At 72.2% G+C, this 21905-nt stretch carries 23 protein-coding genes; 11 read left to right on the top strand and 12 right to left on the bottom strand.

What is annotated here, in order from left to right; genetic code table 11:
• Positions 1-20: 20 nt before the first annotated feature.
• On the top strand, positions 21-413 hold the full coding sequence (locus tag ACIPAE_RS20700; RefSeq protein ID WP_328467781.1) for a PLD nuclease N-terminal domain-containing protein: 393 nt from the start codon (positions 21-23) through the stop codon (positions 411-413).
• Between the two features lie 43 nt (positions 414-456).
• Here the strand turns inward: ACIPAE_RS20700 and ccsB are convergent, their stop codons facing one another.
• The 7 genes from ccsB to hemL all read right to left on the bottom strand — a co-directional run bounded on the left by ccsB (position 457) and on the right by hemL (position 8549).
• Complete coding sequence (gene ccsB / locus ACIPAE_RS20695) at positions 457-1539, bottom strand: c-type cytochrome biogenesis protein CcsB (RefSeq protein WP_366410107.1); 1083 nt, start codon at positions 1537-1539, stop codon at positions 457-459.
• Positions 1536-3350, bottom strand: a complete 1815-nt coding sequence (locus tag ACIPAE_RS20690; protein ID WP_402447356.1) for a cytochrome c biogenesis protein ResB — start codon at positions 3348-3350, stop codon at positions 1536-1538. Before ACIPAE_RS20690 ends, ccsB begins: the two co-directional genes overlap by 4 nt.
• A gap of 105 nt (positions 3351-3455) precedes the next feature.
• The gene (locus ACIPAE_RS20685) at positions 3456-4223 is read right to left on the bottom strand and encodes a cytochrome c biogenesis CcdA family protein (RefSeq protein ID WP_329365997.1); all 768 of its coding nucleotides are present in this window, start codon (positions 4221-4223) and stop codon (positions 3456-3458) included.
• 1 nt (position 4224) lies between these two features.
• A complete protein-coding gene (locus ACIPAE_RS20680) occupies positions 4225-4836 on the bottom strand; it encodes a TlpA disulfide reductase family protein (protein ID WP_328467775.1) in 612 nt (203 codons plus the stop codon).
• Positions 4837-4929: 93 nt separating this feature from the next.
• Complete coding sequence (locus tag ACIPAE_RS20675) at positions 4930-6249, bottom strand: hypothetical protein (RefSeq protein WP_402447004.1); 1320 nt, start codon at positions 6247-6249, stop codon at positions 4930-4932.
• Positions 6250-6567: 318 nt separating this feature from the next.
• Positions 6568-7245, bottom strand: coding sequence for a histidine phosphatase family protein (locus tag ACIPAE_RS20670; protein ID WP_329366003.1), 678 nt, complete (start codon positions 7243-7245; stop codon positions 6568-6570).
• Positions 7242-8549, bottom strand: coding sequence for a glutamate-1-semialdehyde 2,1-aminomutase (gene hemL, locus ACIPAE_RS20665; RefSeq protein ID WP_329366005.1), 1308 nt, complete (start codon positions 8547-8549; stop codon positions 7242-7244). The genes ACIPAE_RS20670 and hemL overlap by 4 nt, the downstream gene beginning before the upstream one ends.
• 106 nt (positions 8550-8655) lie before the next feature.
• Between hemL and ACIPAE_RS20660 the strand changes: the two genes are divergently transcribed.
• A complete protein-coding gene (locus ACIPAE_RS20660) occupies positions 8656-9267 on the top strand; it encodes a hypothetical protein (protein WP_329366007.1) in 612 nt (203 codons plus the stop codon).
• Positions 9268-9427: 160 nt separating this feature from the next.
• Here ACIPAE_RS20660 and ACIPAE_RS20655 read toward each other — a convergent pair whose 3' ends face one another.
• The gene (locus ACIPAE_RS20655; RefSeq protein ID WP_402447000.1) at positions 9428-9973 is read right to left on the bottom strand and encodes a TetR/AcrR family transcriptional regulator; all 546 of its coding nucleotides are present in this window, start codon (positions 9971-9973) and stop codon (positions 9428-9430) included.
• 88 nt (positions 9974-10061) lie between these two features.
• Here ACIPAE_RS20655 and ACIPAE_RS20650 point away from each other — a divergent pair, with 88 nt between their 5' ends.
• Complete coding sequence (locus tag ACIPAE_RS20650; RefSeq protein WP_402446997.1) at positions 10062-10490, top strand: SRPBCC family protein; 429 nt, start codon at positions 10062-10064, stop codon at positions 10488-10490.
• 33 nt (positions 10491-10523) lie between these two features.
• Here ACIPAE_RS20650 and ACIPAE_RS20645 read toward each other — a convergent pair whose 3' ends face one another.
• Positions 10524-11222 carry a TetR family transcriptional regulator gene (locus ACIPAE_RS20645; protein ID WP_402446994.1) on the bottom strand — a complete coding sequence of 233 codons (699 nt, stop codon included), beginning with the start codon at positions 11220-11222 and terminating at the stop codon, positions 10524-10526.
• A gap of 273 nt (positions 11223-11495) precedes the next feature.
• Between ACIPAE_RS20645 and ACIPAE_RS20640 the strand changes: the two genes are divergently transcribed.
• The gene (locus ACIPAE_RS20640) at positions 11496-11801 is read left to right on the top strand and encodes a hypothetical protein (protein WP_329366013.1); all 306 of its coding nucleotides are present in this window, start codon (positions 11496-11498) and stop codon (positions 11799-11801) included.
• A gap of 108 nt (positions 11802-11909) precedes the next feature.
• Here the strand turns inward: ACIPAE_RS20640 and ACIPAE_RS20635 are convergent, their stop codons facing one another.
• Positions 11910-14036, bottom strand: a complete 2127-nt coding sequence (locus tag ACIPAE_RS20635) for a glycosyl hydrolase family 28-related protein (RefSeq protein WP_402446991.1) — start codon at positions 14034-14036, stop codon at positions 11910-11912.
• Positions 14037-14491: 455 nt separating this feature from the next.
• Between ACIPAE_RS20635 and ACIPAE_RS20630 the strand changes: the two genes are divergently transcribed.
• From ACIPAE_RS20630 to ACIPAE_RS20610, 5 genes are all read left to right on the top strand, one after another.
• Positions 14492-14809, top strand: coding sequence for a DUF1330 domain-containing protein (locus ACIPAE_RS20630; protein ID WP_328467754.1), 318 nt, complete (start codon positions 14492-14494; stop codon positions 14807-14809).
• Positions 14810-14967: 158 nt separating this feature from the next.
• Entirely contained in the window at positions 14968-15588 is a 621-nt protein-coding gene (locus ACIPAE_RS20625) for a cyclodeaminase/cyclohydrolase family protein (protein WP_402446988.1), read from the top strand.
• Complete coding sequence (locus ACIPAE_RS20620) at positions 15585-16445, top strand: bifunctional 5,10-methylenetetrahydrofolate dehydrogenase/5,10-methenyltetrahydrofolate cyclohydrolase (RefSeq protein ID WP_402446985.1); 861 nt, start codon at positions 15585-15587, stop codon at positions 16443-16445. The genes ACIPAE_RS20625 and ACIPAE_RS20620 overlap by 4 nt, the downstream gene beginning before the upstream one ends.
• Positions 16446-16536: 91 nt before the next feature.
• Entirely contained in the window at positions 16537-17073 is a 537-nt protein-coding gene (locus ACIPAE_RS20615) for a hypothetical protein (protein ID WP_402446982.1), read from the top strand.
• Positions 17074-17241: 168 nt separating this feature from the next.
• Complete coding sequence (locus tag ACIPAE_RS20610; RefSeq protein ID WP_329366024.1) at positions 17242-18006, top strand: SDR family oxidoreductase; 765 nt, start codon at positions 17242-17244, stop codon at positions 18004-18006.
• 33 nt (positions 18007-18039) lie between these two features.
• Here the strand turns inward: ACIPAE_RS20610 and ACIPAE_RS20605 are convergent, their stop codons facing one another.
• Entirely contained in the window at positions 18040-18456 is a 417-nt protein-coding gene (locus ACIPAE_RS20605; protein ID WP_329366026.1) for a DUF3592 domain-containing protein, read from the bottom strand.
• Between the two features lie 188 nt (positions 18457-18644).
• Entirely contained in the window at positions 18645-19838 is a 1194-nt protein-coding gene (locus ACIPAE_RS20600) for an RtcB family protein (protein ID WP_366410098.1), read from the bottom strand.
• 228 nt (positions 19839-20066) lie between these two features.
• Between ACIPAE_RS20600 and ACIPAE_RS20595 the strand changes: the two genes are divergently transcribed.
• A complete protein-coding gene (locus ACIPAE_RS20595) occupies positions 20067-21011 on the top strand; it encodes a hypothetical protein (protein WP_402446977.1) in 945 nt (314 codons plus the stop codon).
• 90 nt (positions 21012-21101) lie between these two features.
• Positions 21102-21845 carry a DUF3558 domain-containing protein gene (locus tag ACIPAE_RS20590; protein ID WP_366410096.1) on the top strand — a complete coding sequence of 248 codons (744 nt, stop codon included), beginning with the start codon at positions 21102-21104 and terminating at the stop codon, positions 21843-21845.
• Positions 21846-21905: the final 60 nt, after the last annotated feature.

Below are 21905 nucleotides of genomic sequence, written 5' to 3'. Positions count from 1 at the left end.
ATGGTGCCGGGGTTCTCGAAATGACGCGCTACATGCCGTTCCTGCTGGTGATCGCGGTATGGATATACGCGTTCGTGGACTGCCTCGGCACGCCGGACCGGCAGGTGCGCGGCCTGCCGAAGGTGGTCTGGCTGCTGATCGTGCTCTTCTTCGGCGAGATCCTGATCGGCCCGCTGGCCTGGCTGGCGCTGGGCAAGCGGCGGGTGCCGGGCCCGCGCGGCGCGGTCCGGCCCACGTGGGGGCCTGAGCTGTCCCGCCCGGCCGAGCGCCGGCCGCTGGACGGCCAGTTGCTCGAGGCACCGCGGGAGGACTGGGTGCCGCCGGACGACAACCCCGAGTTCCTGCGCTCGCTCGCCGAGCTGAACCGGCAGAAGCGCGGGGACGGCACGGCCCCCTCCCCCGAAGGCGAGTGAGCCGTACCGTCCCGGTGAGCGGTACGCCGCGAGGCGAGCTTCGTCACACCCCGGCGTAGGAGTGCTTGCCGGTCACGAAGATGTTCACGCCGTAGTAGTTGAACAGGAAGCACGCGAAGGCGACCAGCGCCAGGTACGCGGCCTTGCGGCCCTTCCACCCGGCGGTCGCGCGGGCGTGCAGGTAACCGGCGTACACCACCCACGTGATGAACGACCAGGTCTCCTTCGGGTCCCACTCCCAGTAGTGGCCCCACGCGGCCTGCGCCCAGATCGCGCCCGCGATGATGGTGAACGTCCACAGCGGGAAGACCAGCGCGTTCATCCGGTACGCGAACTTGTCCAGGCTCGCGGCGGCCGGCAGCCGCCGCATGATGTCGCCCCAGCGGTTGTCCTGCGCCCGCCCGGCCAGCAGCGCCATCTCGTAGTGGTCGCGGAACAGGTAGAGCAGCGTGCCGACGGCCGCGAGGTAGAACACCGCGCCGGAGATGATCGCGCAGGACACGTGAATCCACAGCCAGTACGAGTGCAGCGCCGGCACCAGCTGCTCGCTGGAGGTGTAGAGCACCGACAGCGCCAGGCCCAGGTCGAGCAGCACCGACGTGGTCAGGAAGAGCCCGATCCAGCGGACGTTCTTCTTCAGCACCAGCAGCAGCAGGTACGCGCCGACCGCCACCGCGCCGAACGTGGTGGAGAACTCGTACATGTTGCCCCACGGCGCGCGCTGCACCGAGGCGGCCCGGAAGGCGACGCCGCTGACGTGCAGCAGCCACGCCAGGGCGGTGAAGGAGATCGCGATCCTGCCGTACAGGTCGCCCTTGTCGTTGTCGCCCGCGGCGCCCGGGCCGTCCGCGATGTCGCGGTCGCTGGCGGAGGAGCGGGTGACGACCTTGGGGCGCTCCAGCGTGGTGGTGCCGCCTGCCGAGCGCACCGCCACCGCGGGCACGGCCGCGTCCTGGGCCGCCTCCCGGGTGAGCGCGGCCGACTGCACGGCGATCTTGCTGCGGCCGCCGAAGACCCACTCCGCGAGGTGCGCGAGGAAGGCCAGCGCGTACACGAACATGGCCGAGCGGATCAGGTAGTTGCTGTAGTTCGCGAAGTTCTCGTTGACCGCGGCCGCGAGGTTCACGCGCGGGCTCCTTCGTCGTCGGGCGGGGTTTGCGGTTCGTCGGGGGCGTTCGAGGCGCCGGACCCGGATACGGTCCCGGGTGTGGCCTCGTCGGCGGTATCGGAGGGGCGCTCGGACGCGGACCCGGTGGCCGGATCGGCAGCGGAGTCGTCGGCCGGCTCGGGGTCGTCGGTCCGCGCGGCGGCGGATCTGACCGGGGCGGCCGGTTGGAGCTGGTCGACGAGTTCGCCCAACTCGTCGGCGATCCTGGCCGACTCGCTGCGGCCGAGGCCGCCCATCTCGACCAGGGTGCCGCCATCGGACGGCACCGCCCGCACCCAGATCCGGCGCCGCTGGATGAACAGCGACCCCATCAGGCCGAGGATCGCGACGATGCCGCTGACCAGTGCCAGCTCGTTGCCGGACTGGTGGGAGATGCTGAAGCTGGCCCAGCGCTTGACCCCGTCGAACTCCAGGGTGCCGGCGCCGCCGGGCAGGTCCATGGAGTCGCCCGGGCCGAGCGCGACGCCGTTCACACCGGTCTTGGTGTTCAGCTTGAACTGCTTCATGTGCGTGGTGTCGAGCTGGTAGACGTTCTGCGCGATGCCGGAGTCCAGGCCGAGGTCGCCGTGGTAGGCGTTGAGCCACAGGATCGGCTGCAGTTCGCCGGGGAAGAGCGACATCGGGCCGCGCGAGGTGTCACCGGTCGGCGTGAAGTAGCCCTCGAACGCGAGCTGGTCGGGCTTGCCGTTCTTGCCCATCGCGTCCGGGACCTTGATCACACCGGTCGAGGTCAGGTTGGCGTCCTGCGGCAGGAACGGCACCGGGCCCTGGTAGGCGACATTGCCCTGGGCGTCCTTGACGGTGACCACGGGCGCGTAGCCGTGCGAGATCAGGTACACCTTCTCGCCGCCGATGTTCAGCGGGTGGTTGGTGGAGATCGTGCCCTTCGTGGTGTGCGCGCCGCTGGTGCCGCTCCAGTAGTGGATGTTCGCCTGGAACTTCAGCGCGGTGCCGCGCTCCGGGCCGCTGGTGGCGTACTGGTCGTCGAAGCTGTCCAGCGTGAAGCCGAACGGCTTGAGGTCGTCGGCGCCGTAGAGCGTGCCACCGGAGAAGTCGTCGTACTGGGTGAGGTTGTTGACGAAGCCGTCCTGGCCCTCGACGACCAGCTTGCCGCCGGACGCCGCGTTCAGCGAGGTCCAGGCGAAGCCGATCAGCAGGCCGAACAGGGCCACGTGGAAGCAGAGGTTGCCGGCCTCCCGCAGATAGCCCTTCTCGGCGGCCACCGAGGTGCCGGTGGCGTTGACCCGGAACCGCCGCCCGCGCAGCGCCTTCCGGGCCGCCTGCGCGACCTGCTCCGGGCTCGCGTCGGTGTGCCAGGTGCTGTACGCGGGCAGCCGGACCAGGTGCCGGGGCGCGGCCGGCGGCTTGGCCCGCAGCTGCCCGACGAACTGCCAGCTGCGCGGCACGATGCAGCCGGCCAGCGAGATGAACAGCAGTATGTAGATCGCCGAGAACCACGGCGAGCCGTAGACGTGGAACAGGTCCAGCTTGGAGTACAGCGGGCTGATGTCCGGGTGCGCCTTCTTGAACGCCGCGACCTTCAGCTCGTCGCTGTGCTGCGGGATCAGCGAGCCGGGGATCGCGGCCAGCGACAGCATGAAGAGCAGGATCAGCGCGATCCGCATCGAGGTGAGCTGCCGCCACATCCAGCGCAGCCAGCCGAGCACGCCGAGCGAGGGCCCGCTGGCCAGGGTGTCCACCGGCTGGGTGGACAGCTGCGCGCCCGCGGCACCGAGGCCGTCCTCGCCGCCGGTCCCCTCTTCCTGGATGCCGGGGTCCCGGTCCTCCCGGACGTCGCGGTCCCGGCCGGCGTCCGGCCCGGGGCCCTGGCCGGGGACACGGCCGTCGCTTGGCTTGTGCGTGATGCTCACGGTTCAGACCCCTGTGGAGAAGCCGCTGGACCAGATCTGCATCTGGTAGGTGATGTGGTCCCACACGCCGGTGACGAGCAGCACCCCGACGGCGACGAGCATGCCGCCGCCGATCCGCATGACCCACGCGTAGTGCCGCTTGACCCACCCGAAGGCGCCCAGCGTACGGCGGAAGGCCAGCGCGGCCACGATGAAGGGCACCCCGAGGCCCAGGCAGTAGAAGACCATCAGCAGCGCGCCGCGCCCGGCGCTGGCGTTGCTGAAGGCCAGCGACTGCACCGCGCCGAGCGTCGGTCCGACGCAGGGCGTCCAGCCCAGCCCGAACATGGCGCCGATCAGCGGGGCGCCGGCCAGCCCGACCCCGGGCCGGTAGTGGAAGCGGAACTCCCGCTGGGTGATGCCGCCGAGGATGCCCATGAAGGCGAGCCCGAGCACGATGGTGAGCGAGCCGAAGATCCGGGTCAGCAGCTGCCGGTGCTCCTGGAGGTCGGAGCCGAAGTTGCCGAACAGGGCACCGCCGGAGACGAACACCGCGCTGAAGCCGAGCACGAACAGCAGCGACCCGGCGAACATCCGCCCGCGCCGGGCCTCGCCGAGGTCGCTGCCAGTGACGCCGGTCACGTAGGAGAGGTAGCCGGGCACGAGCGGCAGGACGCAGGGCGAGGCGAAGGAGATCAGCCCGGCGAACATCGCGATCGGTATGGCCGCGATGAGCGCTCCGGACGTCACCGTGTCCGCGCTGCCGGCCAGGAGGAGAGTGCCGCCCGCCACGTCACTTCTCCGCGGCGACGGGGTCGATCAGCTTGTGCAGCTGGTCCTCGGTGAGCGCGGCCAGCGCCCGCCCCGCGACCCGGCCCTGCCGGTCGATCACGAGGGTGGCCGGCAGGCTCTGCGGGTTGAGACTGCCCTTGGGGAACTTCAGGATCAGCTTGCCGTACGGGTCGTACAGGCTCGGGTAGGTGATGCCGAAGCGCTTGTCGAACCGGGCGGCGTTGGAGCGGTCCAGGTCACGGGTGTTGATGCCGAGGAACTGGACGCCCTTGCCCGCCTCGGCCGTGGCGACCTTGGCCAGGTTGGGCGCCTCGGCCCGGCAGGGCGCACACCACGACCCCCAGATGTTGACCACGACGACCTTGCCCTTGTACGCGGCGAGGCTGGTGGTGGCGCCGGCCACGGTCTTGCCGGACAGTTCCGGGGCGGGCTTGCGCTGGGCGGCCTTGACCATCGTGATGTCGCCGTTGCCACCGACGAAGTTGGAGTTGCCGGCGCCGGACGACGACGTGGACGAACTGCATGCGGCGAGCGTCAGCGCCAGCGCCACGGCTCCGGCCGGCGCGGCGGCGCGACGGAGCAGGCGGCGACCGAAGGCGCACGGAGAACTCATGTGAAAAGTTTCGCATGGGCCCTCGGACGATCTTCCGCACCCCCCCACCGTCAACCCCAAAGACGGCAATTGCCCCAAGTAAGGATGCGAGGGTCAGGTCGCCGCCGGCACCGAGGGCGCGGCTCCGGTCGCGGGGGCGGCCCCGGTCGCGTCGGAGGCCGGCACCTGCCCGGTGAACTCCTTCCAGCCGCCGGGCGGCTGCCCGCCGACCTCCAGCTCGCGCAGCTTGGCCAGCATCGCCGGGTCCTGGGCGTCCAGCCAGTCGCTGAGCTGCTGGAAGGAGACCAGCCGCACGTCCTTGTAGCCGAGCGAGGCGATGTGCTGGAAGGCACCCTCGACGGCGTCCATGTAGATGCCGCCGTTCCAGTCCTCGAAGTGGTTGCCGATGTAGAAGGGCGCGCGGTTCGTCTCGTAGGCGCGCTGGAACCCGGCGACGTACGAGGCGGTCGCCTGGCTGCGCCAGTACGGGTAGTTGCGCGGGTCGGACTTGGTGGCGGCGTGGGACTGGTTGGCGAGCATGTTGTAGTCCATCGACAGGACCTCGAACGTGTGCCCCGGGAACGGGATGAGCTGGAGCGGGAAGTTCCACAGGCCCTGCATCTTGTCCGGCCAGGTCTGGTTGCCGCCGGGGTTGCTGGTGTCGTAGCGCCAGCCGAGCGCGGCCGCGGTGGGCAGCAGGCTGTCCTGGCCGAGCAGGCAGGGGGTGCGGCCGCCCATCAGAGTCTTCTCGTAGTCGAACGGCAGCGGCTCGTCGTCGTGCCAGCCGGTGTTCGTCTTCCACTGGGTGACGAACGACACGGCCTGGTCGATCTCGCTCTTCCAGTCCGCCGGGGTCCAGCGGCCGACGCTGCCGGCGCCGGCGCAGAAGTGGCCGTTGAAGTGGGTCGCGATCTCGTGGCCGGCGTTCCACGCCTGCCGCAGGTTGTCGAGCGTCATCTTGATGTGGTCGTCGGCGAGGTACCCGATGTCGGAGGCGCCGAGCGGGCTGTTCGGCGGCGCGTACTGCAGCTTCTTGCCCTCCGGCAGCAGGTAGAGGCCGGAGAGGTTGAAGGTCATCTTGGCGCCGTGGTCGTCGGCGAGCTTGCGGAAGCGGGGGAAGAGGCCGTTGCCGATCTCGCCGGCGCCGTCCCAGGAGAAGACCACGAACTGCGGGGGCGTCTGGCCCGGCTCCAGCCGGTCCACCACGGGCTGGCCGGGCTGCGGGCCGGTGTCGGCGGTGGAGCCGTCGCCGATCAGCCGCACGGTCGTCGACGGGGCCTTCGCGCCACTCGCGCCGGAGTGCTCCCCCGTCTTGCGGGCGCTCGGGGCGGAACCCGAGGTGCCCCCCTCCTTGGCGCTGCAGCCCGCCATGGCGACACCCGCGGCGGCTCCGGCGGTGGTGGTCAACAGGGCCCTTCGGGTCATGGCACTCATGCGATCCCCGTCTCTCGGCGTCTGCGTTCTGCGTCTGCGTTCTGCGTCCGCGTCGTTGCCCCTCACCACTTCCTCACGGTCATGGGGAAACGGGGGCTCTCCGCCGAATAGCCCACTTATGGGCTAAACAGATCACCTTAAAAGAGGCCTGGAGCTGGCATATGCGCGAGAAGGGTGCCAAGCAAAGGGGCACGGTGCCCTGACGGAAAAGGGCAGCGAAAAGGGGCGCGGGGAATACCTCCCAGCGCCCCTTACCTACGTGCGCACCCTCTTCCGTGACGGACCCAGGGTGCGCCTACCCGCCTGCCGGCTACGCGCCTACGCGCCCACCGAGCCCCGTACCGGCTTCGCGCCCGCCCGCAACCTCGCCGGGACCAGGTCGATCGCCGGCTCGCTGTAGCCGACGGAGATGATCTCGTCGCCCTGGAACGTGAAGCTGGTCACGCTCGCCAGCGTGCACTGCCGCTTCCGCGGGTCGTGCCACAACCTGCGCCGCTCCGCGTAGGACCGCACGATCCAGATCGGCAACTGGTGGCTGACGCACACCGCCTCGTGCCCGCGCGCGGCGTCCCGCGCCGCGCCCAGCGCCGCCATCATCCGCACCACCTGGTCGACGTACGGCTCCCCCCAGCTCGGCCGGAACGGATTGGTGAGGTACTTCCAGTTCGCCGGCCGGCTCAGCGCGCCGTCGCCGACCCCGAAGGTCTTGCCCTCGAAGATGTTCGCCGCCTCGATCAGCCGCGGGTCGGTCGCGATGTCCAGCGAGAACGCCTTCGCGATCGGCGCCGCGGTCTCCTGGGCCCGCTCCAGCGGGGACGCGACGACGTGGCGGATGTCACGCCCCGACAGGTGCCCGGCGACCCGGTCGGCCATCTGCCGGCCGAGTTCGGAGAGGTGGTAGCCGGGCCGCCGCCCGTACAGCACCCCCTCGGGGTTGTGCACCTCGCCGTGGCGCATCAGGTGCACGACGGTCAGCTCGGTGGGATCGGCACTCATGCGTGGGCCTCCGCTGCGGCACGTGCGGCGGCGGGCAGCGCCGCGGCGATCCGCTGCACCGCCTGCTCGTCGTGTGCGGTCGACACGAACCAGGATTCGAACGCGGACGGCGGCAGGTAGACGCCCTGCGCCAGCATCGCGTGGAAGAAAGCGGTGAAACGGTACGCCTCCTGCTTCTTCGCGTCGTCGAAGTCCCGTACCTCGGCGTCGGTGAAGAAGACGGAGAACATGCTGCCCGCGGTCTGCACCCGGTGCGCGACGCCCTCCTTGTCCAGCGCGGCGCTCACCAGTTCGCGGATCTGCGCGGAGACCGCGTCGAGCCGGGCGTACGCGGCCGCGTCCAGCAGGCGGAGTTGGGCCAGCCCGGCGGCGGTGGCGACCGGGTTACCGGAGAGCGTGCCGGCCTGGTAGACCGGCCCGGCCGGGGCGAGCGCGGCCATCACGTCGGCGCGCCCGCCGAAGGCCGCGGTCGGGAAGCCGCCGCCCATCACCTTGCCGAAGGTCAGCAGGTCCGGGCGCACCCCGTCGATGCCGTACCAGCCGGCCGCGCTGACCCGGAAGCCGGTCATCACCTCGTCGGAGATGTAGAGGGCGCCCTCGGCCGTGCACAGTTCCTTGAGCCGCGCGTTGAAGCCGTCCCGCGGCGGCACGACGCCCATGTTGCCCGGCGACGCCTCGGTGATGACGCAGGCGATCTCTCCCGGGTGCGCGGCGAACGCGGCCCGTACGGCCTCGATGTCGTTGTACGGCAGCACGATGGTGTCGCCGGCCTGCGCGCCGGTCACCCCGGGGGTGTCCGGCAACCCGAAGGTGGCCACCCCGGAACCGGCGGCGGCCAGCAGCGCGTCCACATGACCGTGGTAGCAGCCGGCGAACTTCACCACCTTCGCGCGGCCGGTGAAGCCGCGGGCCAGCCGGATCGCCGACATCGTGGCCTCGGTGCCCGACGACACCAGGCGCACCTGGTCCAGCGGTTCGACCCGCGCCACCATCGCCTCGGCGAGCGCGACCTCGCCCTCGGTGGGCGTACCGAAGGAGGTGCCCCCGACCACCGCCGCCTGCACGGCCGCGATCACCTCCGGGTGCGCGTGGCCGAGAATCATCGGTCCCCACGAGCAGACGAGGTCGACGTACTCGCGCCCGTCGGCGTCGGTCAGGTACGGGCCCGCACCGGAGACCATGAACCGCGGCGTGCCGCCCACCGCGCGGAACGCCCGCACCGGGGAGTTCACGCCACCTGGGGTCACGGCCGCCGCGCGGTCGAAGAGTTCCTGGGACACTGGTGCTTCGTACGGATAGCTCACAGGCACATGCTCTCAAACGACGGGCGTTGCGCCGCAACGTCTCGACCTCGTATCTGAGACGATGATCGGGTTGCATGGTTGGGTCGACGGATGGTCGGGTAGTGGAATGCAGCAGCGCGGTGGTGAACCGGGCGACGTGCCGGGCGATCGCGAGCCCGAAAACCCCCGTCCCACCGGCCGGCGACGCCGGCCCGCCGATCGCGTACCGCAGGAGAACAACGACTCCGGGGCCGACCGCCCGGAACAGCGACCGACCGCAGAGGGCAGGAGCAGGGGTGGCCGAGTGGGGGTGACCTACAAGTACTTCGGCGCGCCCGACGGGGCCACGGCGGCCCGCGTCCCGATCTCCATGCGCCCGGAGGAACTCGGGGGGGACGAACTCGGCCAGGGCATGTACACCAAGGTCAAGCCGGAGACGATGGCCGCGATGGTGCTCACCGGCATCGAGGGCATACCTCCGTCGAAGGTCCCGCCGCTCGAACTCGTCGTCCTGCACCCGGATTACGCCGTGGTCCGGCTGCCGGCGTCCGTGGTCGACCCGCTGCGCACCGCCAACGAGGAGTCGTTGGGCGCCGCCGCCTTCATCTGGTCCACGGTGCCCGACCGGCGCGGCCCGCGCGACGCGTTCGTGATCTACCAGATGCTGCACGAATGGCAGGATTTCGCCCGCCGCTGCGAGGAGTCCGGCCACCAGCTCTACTGCCTGGTCTGGCCGTAGCACCTCCCCCTGGGGCCCGTCCCGGCCCCTTCGTCCGGCGGCGCGCTTCGCCCCCTTCGCCCGGTTTGCCGCTGGCGGATCACCGCAACGTCCTGGACACGCACAACACCCTTCCGGGGCAGGCGAGTCGGCGGCGCAGTCGGCGGGCGCAGGCCCCGGATCAGCGCTCGCGCGCCGCCGTCGCGTAGTGCGCGAAGAACGCCTCGGCCGCGGCGTCGACCGCCAACGGGTCGGCGCCCGTGGTGAGTTCCGACAGCAGGCCGCGGCTGGTGGCCAGCCACAGCAGCGCCTCGGCCCGGGCCCGGCCGGCGGGGACGCCCACCGCCCTTACCAGCGGCAGCAGTTCGTCGATCCACGGCTCGCGGGTCTCGTCCACGCCGGGCCGGCGGGCCCGCAGCGCGAACCCGACGCGGTACAGCGGCCACATCCGGGGCTCGGCGAGGTGCCGCCACATCCGGCGCATCGTCGTAGCCGGATCGGCGTCCTCGGCGCCGAAGGCCGCGAGGTGCGCCCGCTCGCGCCGCTCGCACGCCTCGTGCACCGCGACCAGCAGGCCCTCGCGCGAACCGAAGTGGTACAGCAGCAGCGAGTGGCCGACCCCGATCGCCCCGGCGAGCGAGCGCAGGCTCCCGTCGAACCCCTCCCGGCCGGCGTCGCTCAGCAGGTGATCGAGCACGGCGCCGGTCAACTCGTCCTTCGCGCTCACATCCCTCACCCTACGTGACCGCAAGGGCTAGGGTGGGGGCGAGCGACTTGACCAGATGGTCAAGGCAGCCGGACCCCGGGAGGCGGGCATGCGGTACGAGACGCAGATACGGGTGGACGCGTCGGCGCGGACGGTGTGGGCGCTGCTGGCCGACCTCGGCGGCTGGCCGCGGTGGACCCCCACGGTCACCGCGGCCGAGGTCCACGGCGCGGCCGAACTCGCCGTCGGCACGCCGGTCACCCTCACCCAACCGGGCCGCCGCCCCACCACGTACACCGTCGACACCGTCGAGCCCGGCCGCCGCTTCCGCTGGAGCCGCAGCGCCGGCGGCGTCCGGCAGTGGGCCGACCACGTCGTCCGCCCCGACGGCGCGGACCGCTGCGAGGTCGTCCTCACCTTCGCCATGGAAGGCCCGGCCGGCGCCCTCCTCGGCCGCCTCGGCGCCGCCACGATCCGCCGCATGGTCGACACCGAGGCCGCCTCCCTGAAGGCCGGCGCGGAGCGCGCCCCGGAGTGAGCCGCGCCCCGGAACCGGGCGAGGGTCCTTCGGCTAACCGGGCGGGGCGGCCGGGGAGTTCGGGGCGGCCGGAGGGCTCGGGGGGTTCGGGGCGCTCGGGGGGTTCGGGACGCCGAGCAGTTCGTGGAAGGCCGGCCGCAGCATCGCGACGACCTGCTCCGGCGAGGCGTCCCGCAACCCGTCGAGCCCAAGCAGGTGCCGCCCGACGACCGAGCCGATCGTGATCGCGCCGACCAGCCCCGCCCGCAGGTCGGGGGCCTCCCCGTCGATCCGCTCGGCGGTGCGCCGCTGCTGCTCCAGCATCGCCTCGCGGGCCTCCACCACCGCCTCGGGACGGGTGAACATCGACCGCAGCACCGCCATCACGTCGGTCGGCTCGTCCGACAGCTTGTCGGCGAGCGCGGCCAGCAGTTGCTCGGCGATCCCCTCGATCGTGTCGGCGGAGACGTCGTCCGGCGCCATCCGCGCGACCTGCTGGAAGAGCGCCTCCTTGGAACCGAAGTAGCGCGTGACCAGGCTCGGATCGGTGTACGCCGCGGCGGCGATGGCCCGTACGGTGGCCCGCTCGTACCCGACCTCGGCGAACAGCCGGCGCGCGGCGGCGAGGATACGGGCCTCGGTGGCACGCCGCCGCTCGGCCCGCGTGGTCGTCCGGGCCGGGACGGAGGCCGAGTCGGAGGGGGAGGTGGAGGCCGAGCCGGAGGCGGTCGGCGGCTTATCCGGGGGCGTCACAGATTCAGCCTACACGCGTTGACCGAAGGGCCGGCGACCGCTACCGTCGTTTGAGTCAACACGCGTTGCACGAAACGTGCCGCGTCGTGCGGCCGAGGCGTGCCGCGACACACCGTTTCACGCCATTCCGTACCATGTTGCGCCGCGTTGCACCGTGTTGCGCCCCCATGCGCCGCGGCCGGGCCCGTACCCCGGCCGCGGTCCGGCACCGACACCCGCACCGGCACCCGCACCCGCACCGGCCCGCCCGCTCTCGACTCCAGGAGCACTGCCATGACCCAGACCGTCCTGCTCAGCGCGTTCGCCGGGTTGATGGCCGCGAACGCGCTGCCGCACTTCGTCAGCGGCATCACCGGCCGCCCGTACCCGAGCGTGACGGGCAACGGGCCGGTGCCGAACGCGATCGGGGGCTGGGCGCTCTTCGTGGTCGCCGGGCTGAGCCTGTACTGGGCCCGCCCCGGCGACCATCCCGGCGCGGCCTGCGTCGCGGCCGCGCTCGGGGCGCTGCCGATGGCCGTCTTCCACGCGGCGGGCGGCCCGGCCTGGGTGAACACCAGGTCCGGCCGCCCCAACCCGTAGGCAACCCGTAGGCGCACCCCGGCAATCGGCCGCCGGGCCCACACGACCGCGGCCGCCCGGGGGGAGGGCCGGGCGGCCGCGGTTCACCGAAGGCGTGCGCTCAGCGCGTCACCATGCCGAGGGGGCCGGCGGCGGCACCACCGCGGGACGGTCGTCGCAGGTGATCGTGTTGGGCAGTTCCCACGGGGCGAGCCAGTCCCCGGTGGTGCCCCCGCCGTCGTTGCCGCCGAGGTCGGTGAGCGTGAACTCCGAGCCGCTGGGCGTGAAGTTGAACGAACCGCAGTTGTTGACGCCGACCGCGCCCACGTTGCGGGCGTCCACGTTCTGGAAGGTGGCGCCGCCGGCGACCCGCGCGCTCAGCACCGACGTGCCGGTGCCGTCCACCTTGATGTCCTTGAAGTGCACGTTGGTGATCGAGTAGAGGTCCTTCACCGGGAAGTCGCTCACCAGCATGATCGCGTTGTAGGTGTTGTCGAGGAAGTCGTCCCCGGTCACCTCGATGTCGGCGCTGATGTTCTTCTCCAGCGCGTAGAACCAGATCGCGCCGAGCCCGATGTTCCAGTTCAGGTCGTAAGTGCCTGCCCGCACCGTGGTGTTGCCGGTGATCCACAGGTGGCCGGTGAACGCCTCGGCGCCGAACCGGGAGCCGACCTGGATGCCGCTGCCCTCGCGGATCGGGTCGGCGACCAGGTTGCCGGAGACGGTGTTGTCGGTGCCGCCGTAGATCGCGATGCCGTTGGCGAGCACCGGCGTCTGGACGGTGTTGTGGTCGAAGGTGTCGTTCGCGTCCTCGACCTTGTCCGACCACATCGCCAGCCCGTCGTCACCGGTGTTGCGGACGACGTTGTTCCGCACCACCGAATCGGTCACGCCGGTGTGGAAGTTGATGCCGTCCGCGGTCTGGTCCACGATCTCGTTGCCGGTGATCGTCAGGTCGTGCATCGGGCCGTCGAACCACATGCCGGCCTTGGTGTGCTGGATGTACAGGCCGGAGATGGTGGAGTCGCTGAGCGCGCCGCCGATCCCGTTGACCTGGTCGGTGTCCACCCGGTCCCGGACGTCGCCCTCGATGGCGAAGCCGGACAGGTGCACGTCGCTGCTGCCGCCGTCCGCCGCGTCCTTGCCGTAGAAGCCGACGCCGGTGTGGAGCGACCCTCCCCCAGGCCCTGCGGGCTGGGAGGTGCTCCCAGGAGCGGGCTTGCTCAGCGTGACCTGGTGGCCCTTGATGACCGTGTACCAGTTGCCGGCGCCCTCGATCGTGACGTGGTCCACCACGATGTGCCGGTTGACCTGGAAGGTGCCCGGCGGGATGTACACCTTCAGGTGCGCCCGCCTGGCGAAGGCGATCGCCTTGTCGATGGCGTCCGCGGAGTCCCGGCGGCCGGTCGGGTCGGCGCCGAAGGCCAGCACGTTCGCCGCCGGCAGGTCGATCTTCGGCGCGGCCACCAGCTGCGAGTCCATCAGGTCGACCGTGGTGGTCGCGGCGCCCTTCGGCACCGTGAGCCGGACCTTCTCCCCCGCCTGGTAGGTGCGGCCGAGCAGCAGCCGCTGCTCGTCGTAGAAGTGGTTGGGGCGGAACGGCTTGGCGACCGTCGGCGTCGGCGTGGTCTGGTCCGGCACGCACGCGCACTCGGTGATCCACTGGTCGGGGTAGAGCAGGTCCGCGTCGGGGTCGTTGGAGAACGGGTACTGGTTGTAGAGCCAGGCGTACTGCGAGGTGAGCGTCATCGTCTTGCGGCCCTGGACACCGCCGCCGCTCTTCGCCGCCAGCGAGACGTCCAGCGGCGAGGTGATGCCGCCGCCGGCCGGCGCGTCCGGAATGCTGTAGCGGACGCTGATCGCGTTGGCCGCGCTCGGCAGCGTGAACTCGACGTACTGGCCCGGCTTCAGCGTCACCGCACTGCGGCCGGACGCCTCGGCGGGCAGGGTGTACGCGGCCGTGCCCGGGCCGATCACCGTGCCGTCGGTGGCGGCGTCCTCGGCCTCCTGCTCGGCGAACCCGAGGTCGGCGCCCCGGCCCGCGACGAGCGAGGGGTCGAGGGCGGCGCGGGTGACGGCCGCGGCCTGGCCCGCGCCCGGCCCCCCGCCGTGGGCGACGCCGCCCGCGTACGCGGGTGCGCCGGCCAGCACACCGAGGCCGACCGCGGCCGCGGTCACCGCGGCGAAGGCGGCCGCCGCTCTTCGTCGGGATCTGCCGGGCCCACTTGCCACCGCACCGGTGATGCTCCGTGACATCGCTAGCTCGTTTCTCTTGAGGGGGCGAAACGGTGAGGTGACAGTAGGGCGGCCCGATCCGCCACCACAAGATTCCTGCACAGGTATTTCGTGTCTTTGGCGAACAACTACGCCTGTCCGTCGGGTTCTTGCGGAACGATCGAGAGTACTTGCGGCCGTACGGGCGGGGCGAGCGGGGCTGATGGGACCGCCGGGGCGACGCGGGGAGGCGCGAGCGGTGCGCGGGGCGTACGGGGCCGGTGGGTGCGGGGCCGGTGGGTGCGGAGGCGGTGGCGTACGGGCCCGGCGGGTGCGGGTGCGGCGGGGGCGGGACGGCGGGGGCCGCGCACCGGGCGCGACTACCTAAGCGTGACGGATTCCGCCGGCGCCGGCCCTCCGTAGCGTCTGCCGTACCGGAGCACCGGCCGGGGCGACCGCCCCGGCCCGGCAGGACCGGACGACCCGAGGAGCCCCACATGACCGCCTACGCCGTCGCCCACATGCGCAGCGTCACCCCGCACCCCGAGATCGGCCTCTACCTCGACCGGATCTCCGACACCCTCGACCCCTTCGGCGGCCGCTTCCTCGTCCACGACTCGGTGCTGGACGTGGTGGAGGGCACCTGGCCCGGCCACCTGATCGTCATCGAGTTCCCCGACCTGGCGGCGGCGCGGGACTGGTACGCCTCGCCCGCGTACCGCGAGATAGCGCGTTACCGCACCGACCACACCGACTCCGACATCGTCTTCACCGCCGGGGTGGCCGACGGCTACCGGGCCTCCTCGCAGCACTGAGCGTGCCGTCGACCACGGCCGTGGAGGCGCCGGCGAACGCGCCCGTGACCACACCCGCGAACGCGCCCGTCCGCGGCGGTCCCCGGAGGTCTCCTGCGGTCTCCGGCGATAGGGTCGGGGCGACGACGGCAGTGGCCAGGCGCGAGGTGGGAGCCCGTATGCAGGACCAGACGATCGGCGGCTATCTGGATCGGCTCGCCGCCCGCGAACCGGCACCCGGCGGCGGGGCGGCGGCGGCCCTGCACGCGGCCCAGGGTGCGGCTCTGCTGGCGATGGTGGCCCGCTACACCACCGGCGAGAAGTACGCCGCACATGCCGCGCAGGTCGCCGCGATCACCGCGGCGGCCGATGAACTGCGGCTGCGGGCGCTGGAGTTGGCGCAGGAGGACGCGCGGGCCTTCACCGCCGTCACCGACGCGTACAAGCTGCCGCGGGCCGAGGCCGAGCAGAAGGCGGCCCGCTCGCTGGCCATCGCCGACGCGCTCGCGGGTGCTGCCCGGCCGCCGGCCGACGTGATCGCCGTCGCCGCCCGGGTGGTCGAACTCGCCGAGGAGCTGCTGCCGTTCGGCAACCCGAACGTCGTGACCGACATCGCCGCCGCCACCGAGGCCGCGCGCGCCGCGGCCACCACCGCCCGGGTGAACGTCGAGATCAACCTCGGCGGCATCAAGGACGAGGCGGTACGGGCCGAACTCACCATCGCCATCGGGGGCGTGGACCGGCTCGCCGCCCGCGCCCACGCCGTGACCGAGGCCGTACGCAAGGCGATCGCCCGATGACCGCCACGCCTTCGGTGGCCCTGGACGGCCGCCCGCGCGCCGCCGAGATCCGGGCCGAAGTCGCCCTTGCCGCCGCCGAGTCGGCCGCGGGCGGGAACCGGCCCCGGCTGGCCGTGGTGGTCGCCACCGAGGACGAGTCGACCGCCTGGTACGTACGCTCCATCGCCCGCGCCGCCGAGAAGGCCGGGCTGGCCTGCGACCTCGTGACGCTGCCCGCCGACAGCCAACCCGCGCTCATCCGGGAGGAGTTGGAGCGGCTGAGCGCGGACCGGTCCGTGCACGGCGTCATCCTCCAGACCCCGCTGCCCAAGGGCGCGGTCGCCGCGGAACTGGCCGCGGCCCTCGACCCGGCCAAGGACGTCGACGGCGCGAACCCGCTGAGCCTGGGCCGGCTCGCCGCCGGACTGCCCGCCTTCGCCCCCGCCACCGCCGAAGCCGTCGTCCAGCTCCTGGACTTCCACGACGTCCCGCTCTCCGGTCGTACGGTCACCGTCGTCGGCCGCTCCACGGTGGTCGGCAAGCCGCTGGCGCACCTGCTGCTGGACCGGGACGCCACGGTGACCGTCGCCCACTCCCGCACCGCCGACCTGCCGGCGGTCACCCGGCAGGCGGACATCGTGGTCGCGGCGGCCGGCCGGATCGGGCTGATCACCGCGGAACACCTGCGCCAGGGCGCGGTCGTGGTCGACGTCGGCACCAACCCGACGCCGGAGGGCGGGCTGGCCGGCGACGTGGACGCGTCGGCCGCGACGGTGGCGGGCGCGGTGTCGCCGGTGCCCGGCGGGGTCGGCCCGATCACCACGGCGCTGCTGCTGCGGCACACCGTGCTCGCCGCCCGCCGGGCGGCCGAGGGGTGACGAACGGCGGGGCCGGACATGACAGATGTCATCGCCGACCCCGGACGTCCGGCTCTGCCGCCGGCACCCCCGCGGACGCGAAGCTGAGTCCATGGCAACCACCGAGGCAGTCACGCAGACCACGACCTGGCCGTCCCCGCGGAGCGGCGCCCCCGCCGGCACTGGCAACGGCACCGGCATCGGCACGGGCATCGGCACGGGCACCGGCGCGAAGGGCGGTGCCGACGCCAAGACCGGCACCGCCACCGGTGGCTACCAGCCCGTCCCGGTCTGGTTCTTCGCCTTCGAGGGCCTGATCGGCGCCTCGTACGACATCGTCAAGAGCGACCCGCACGGCTGGATCGTCATCGTGGTCGCGGTCGCGGTGAACGTGGTGCTGGCCAGGACCGTGCTGCGCGGCCGGCTGAAGATGGCGAAGGCGATCCTGCGCGGCAGGAAGACCCGCAAGCTCGCCGTCGGCCTGATCGCGCTGCGCGTCGGCGTCCACTTCGTGCTCGGCCTGGTCGGCGTCGAGGCGACCTCGCCGGCCGCGCACGTCGCCTTCGCGCTGCTGATGTGCGCGACGACGGTCGCCCTGCTCGCCTTCGACCAGAAGATCATGCTGCGGGCGCTGAACGCGGACTCCTGAGCGCCGGCGGTACGGCCGCACCTATGCTGAACAGGTAGGAGCCGAGCCGTCCGGCGCGTCCGGAGCCCGTCAAGCGGCTCGACCCGGTTCGACCGACTCGACCCGGTTCGACCGGCTCAACCGGCTCAACCGGCCTCAGCAGCAGGACCGTCCGAAAGGCAGCCCGACATGAGTTCCCGTACCGCAGTGGTCACCGGTGCGAGCAGCGGCATCGGCGCCGCGACCGCCCGCAGGCTCGCCGAGGCCGGCTACCACGTCGCACTCGCCGCCCGCCGCACCGACCGACTGGACGCGCTCGCCAAGGAGTTGACCGCCGAAGGCCGCAGCGCCTCCGTGCACGCCCTCGACGTCACCGACCGCGCCGCCGTCGACGCCTTCGCCGCCTCCCTGGACGCCCTGCCCCCGCTGCACGTCCTGGTGAACAACGCGGGCGGCGCGCTCGGCACCGACCCGGTCGCCACCGCCGACCCCGCCGAGTGGCGCACCATGTACGAGGTCAACGTGCTCGGCGTGCTCAACGTCACCCAGGCCCTGCTGCCCGCGCTGACCGGCTCCGGTGACGGCACCGTCGTGGTGCTCTCCTCGACCGCGGGCCTGGGCACGTACGAAGGCGGCGGCGGTTACGTGGCGGCGAAGCACGGTGCCCACGTCATCGCCGAGACGCTGCGCCTGGAGCTCAACGGCAAGCCGGTGCGGGTGATCGAGATCGCCCCCGGCATGGTCAGGACCGAGGAGTTCGCGCTCACCCGCTTCCACGGCGACGCCGCCCGCGCCGAGGCCGTCTACGCCGGCGTGGCCGAACCCCTCACCGCCGACGACGTCGCGGACACCGTCGCCTGGGCCGTCACCCGCCCCTCCCACGTCAACGTCGACCTCCTGGTGCTGCGACCGCGCGCCCAGGCCAGCAACACCAAGGTCCACCGGGAGCAGTGAGCCGCGCGGCACGCCGCGCGGCTCCGGCCGCGGCTACGTGGGCACCGTGATCGCGAACACCGCGCAGAACGCGATCATCACCCCGCAGAACGCCACCACCGCGACCGCGCCCGCCGCGTTCTTCACGCCCCCCGGCGCGGCCGCCGTCGCCTTCTCCGGCCGCGCCGCCGTGTAGTGCACGGTGACGTGGTCGCCCGCCACCCGGGTCGTCGGCCCGTTCCGCTCCTCGAACCGGACCTCGCGCCCGTCCCTCGTGGTGAAGGCGTACACGTGGTGGTGGGTGGTGCTGTCCTCGCTGTGCGTGGTGTACGCCCGCAGGCACCGCCCCTCGGCGGTCAGCCCGCTGCGCCACGCCGCCCGCAACTCCAGCGCCCGCCGCACGCTCCCGATCGCCACCGCCAGCGCCACCAGCCCGATCAGCGCGGGCACCCCATAGAACATCGCGTCCATACCGCGTCCCCCTCGCGTTTCCCCCGGTGGGCCCCACACCCCGGCCCCTGTGCCCGGGACAGTACCCACCCCCACCCCCACCCCACCTCAAGGAAACCTCTGAACTCGCCGCAGCCCGGGCCGGCGTGCACCGGCCCGGCACCCGGGCGCACCAGCCGGGCACGGGCCTCGGCTCGCCCCCGCCCGGCTCAGCCCTTGACGCAGACGACCTGCTTGAGCTTCGCCACCACCTCGACCAGGTCGCGCTGCTGGTCCATCACCTGCTCGATCGGCTTGTAGGCGCTGGGGATCTCGTCCACGACGCCGGAGTCCTTGCGGCACTCGACGCCGCGGGTCTGCTCCGCCAGGTCGCGGGTGGTGAAGCGCTTCTTGGCCGCGCCGCGGCTCATCCGGCGGCCTGCGCCGTGGGACGCGGAGTTGAACGCCGCCGTGTTGCCGAGGCCGCGCACGATGTACGTCGCGGTGCCCATGGAGCCGGGGATGATGCCGTACTCGCCGCTGCCCGCGCGGATCGCGCCCTTGCGGGTGACGAGCAGGTCCATGCCGTCGTAGCGCTCCTCGGCGACGTAGTTGTGGTGGCAGGAGATCTCGGGCTCGAAGACCGGCTTGGCCTTCTTGAACTCCTTGCGGACGACCTCGCGGAGCAGGGTCATCATCACGGCCCGGTTCCACTTCGCGTACTCCTGCGCCCAGTAGAGGTCGCTGCGGTAGGCGGCCATCTGCGGGGTGTCGGCGACGAAGACCGCGAGGTCACGGTCGACCAGGCCCTTGTTGTGGGACAGGCCCTGGGCGATCCCGATGTGGTGCTCGGCGAGTTCCTTGCCGATGTTCCGGGAACCGGAATGCAGGGTCAGCCAGAGCGCTTCGTCGGCATCGAGCGAGACTTCGATGTAGTGATTCCCGCCACCCAGCGTGCCCATCTGCTGGGCGGCGCGTTCGGCGCGGAACTTCACGTCGTCGGCGAGGCCGTCGAAACGGGTCCAGAAGTCGGACCAGCCCGCGGTGCGGAACCCGTGGATCGCGCCCGGGTCGACCGGGTCGGCGTGCAGGCCGCGGCCGACCGGGATGGCCTGCTCGATCTTGGTACGCAGCCGGGAGAGGTCGCCGGGGAGGTCGCCCGCCCGCAGCGAGGTCCTGACCGCGCTCATCCCGCAGCCGATGTCGACACCGACCGCGGCCGGGCAGACCGCGCCGTGCATCGCGATGACCGAGCCGACGGTCGCGCCCTTGCCGTAGTGGACGTCGGGCATGACCGCGAGGCCCTTGATCCAGGGCAGCGAGGAGACATTGCGCAGCTGCTGCATGGCGCCCTGTTCGACGGACGCGGGGTCGGCCCACATCCGGATCGGTACGCGGACGCCCGGCAGCTCGGTGTACGACATGGATTCCCCCCGATGGCGGTACGGATAATTGAGCGACAATACGAAGAAAGGGAGCGAGGACACGCTCCGCACAGCCCGTGGGGGCGCGTACGGCGTGACGATCGGGTCGTACCGGCGGGCTTGCGCGGGCCGTCCGGCGCACCGCCCCGACGGGCGGTTTCGGTCCCGGGTGCGATAGACATTGTGTCCAAGGCTCGCTCGTATGCGCCAAGGAATTACCCGCGAGGAATGACGAAAGGGGTCCGGCCGGTGCGGTCCACGTTGCCGTCGACACGAAGGCTGCCGCTCGCCGCCGGGGCCGTGCTGACCGCGGTCGCGGTCGCCACCCTGGGCGCGTGCACCGGCTCCGGCTCGTCGGACGGCGCGGACGGCGACGGGAAGACCGGGCCGGTCACGGGCGGCAGCGTCTCGTCCGCTCCCCCGGGCAAGTACCGCACGCTGCCGCAGCCCTGCACGTCCGTGGACACGGACTCGCTGAAGAAGCTGGTGCCGGGCCTGCAGGACTACTCGGGCGCGGAGTCCCTGACGTACGACACCGACCGGCTGGTGGGCTGCTCGTGGAAGGTGAAGGCGGCCGACGGCACCTCCCGCTCGCTGAGCCTGAGCCTGGTCCGGGTGGTGTCGTACGACCCGTCGGTCAGCGATGAGGCGCAGGCGTCGTCGGACTTCGACAAGCGGGCCCAGGCGGCGTCGATCCCGTCGACCCCGCCCGGCGGCTCGCCGTCGACCACGAGCCCGACGACCCCGACCACCTCGTCGTCGACCGGGACCGCGAACAGCGGGTCGAACGGGAGCGCGGGCACCAGCGGCAGCAGCGCGACCAGCGGCGCGGGCGGCAACTCCTCGTCCGGCTCGGGCACTCCGTCCTCGACCGGCTCCTCGAACGACGCAATCGGGTCGAACGCGGCGAACGACGCGAACACGGGCAGCCCCGATCTCGCCCCGCGGCTGCTGTCCGGTGTGGGAAACGCCGCATTCATCAACGACGTGGCGAAGAAGCCCGGAAAGGGCTCGAGCCGCACGGTGACGCTGGTTTTCCGCACCGCGAACGTCCTGGCGACCGTCACCTACACGCAGTCGTCGCCCACCGACGCACAGCCACCGAAGAGCGCTGACCTGCAGAAGGGCGCCGAGAAGGTGGCGAGCGACCTCCAGCACAAGGTCGAGGGCTGAACCGGCGCGCGGGCCAGGGGTCCACCGCGACCCCTTAGGGTGGTGGGCCGAACCGGCCGACCGCCTCCGCTGCCGAAGGAACCCGAGACCATGGAACGACGTCGACGCCCCTCCAAGCGCCGCCTGGCCGTGCTGCTCGCCTGCGCGACCGTGCCCGCCCTGCTGGTGGCCGGCTGCTCCTCGGGCTCCGGCGGCTCGTCCCACTCCGCCTCCGGCTCCACCGCGAGTTCCGGCTCCGGAGGGAAGAACGGCTCGGCCGCGCCGACCCCGAGCGCCACCACCACACCGCCGATCGCGCCCGCGCGCTTCAAGACGCTGCCGTCGTCCTGCAAGACGATCACCAAGGACACGATCAGCAAGCTGGTCCCGAAGGCCAAGCACAGCGGCGGCACGGCGACGGACACCGCAGACACCGGCAACTCCCGCAGCGGCTGCTCGTGGACCGGCAACGGCAAGGACGGCTTCCAGTACCGCTGGCTCTCGGTCACCCTGGAGCGCTACGACTCCTCCCCCGAGCTGGGCGCGGCCGACCTCCAGGCGCACAAGCGGTTCACCGACGAGGTCTCCGCCGTGGAGAAGACCGCGGGCACCTCCGCCACCGGCGTGACCGGGCTCGGCGACGAGGCCCGCTCGATCAGCGGCTGGACGATCGTCTCGAAGGTCAAGTCGCAGAACGACTCGGTGGTGGTCCGCACCGGCAACGTCGTCCTGATCGTGGAGTACGACGGCGCCGGCCTGGAGGGCAAGAAGAACCCGAGCGCGAAGACCGTGAACAGCGACGCCCAGCGCGCCGCGAAGGACGTGGTCGCCTCGGTCGCGGCGGCCAACGCGTAACGCCGCTTCCACGCCGCTTCCGTCTCCCCTCCGCTTCCGACTCCCCTCCGCTTCCGACTC

It is taken from the genome of Streptomyces sp. NPDC087270 (genome assembly GCF_044744625.1).
Lineage (GTDB): Bacteria > Actinomycetota > Actinomycetes > Streptomycetales > Streptomycetaceae > Actinacidiphila.
This window is presented reverse-complemented; position numbering and strand designations above follow the sequence as displayed.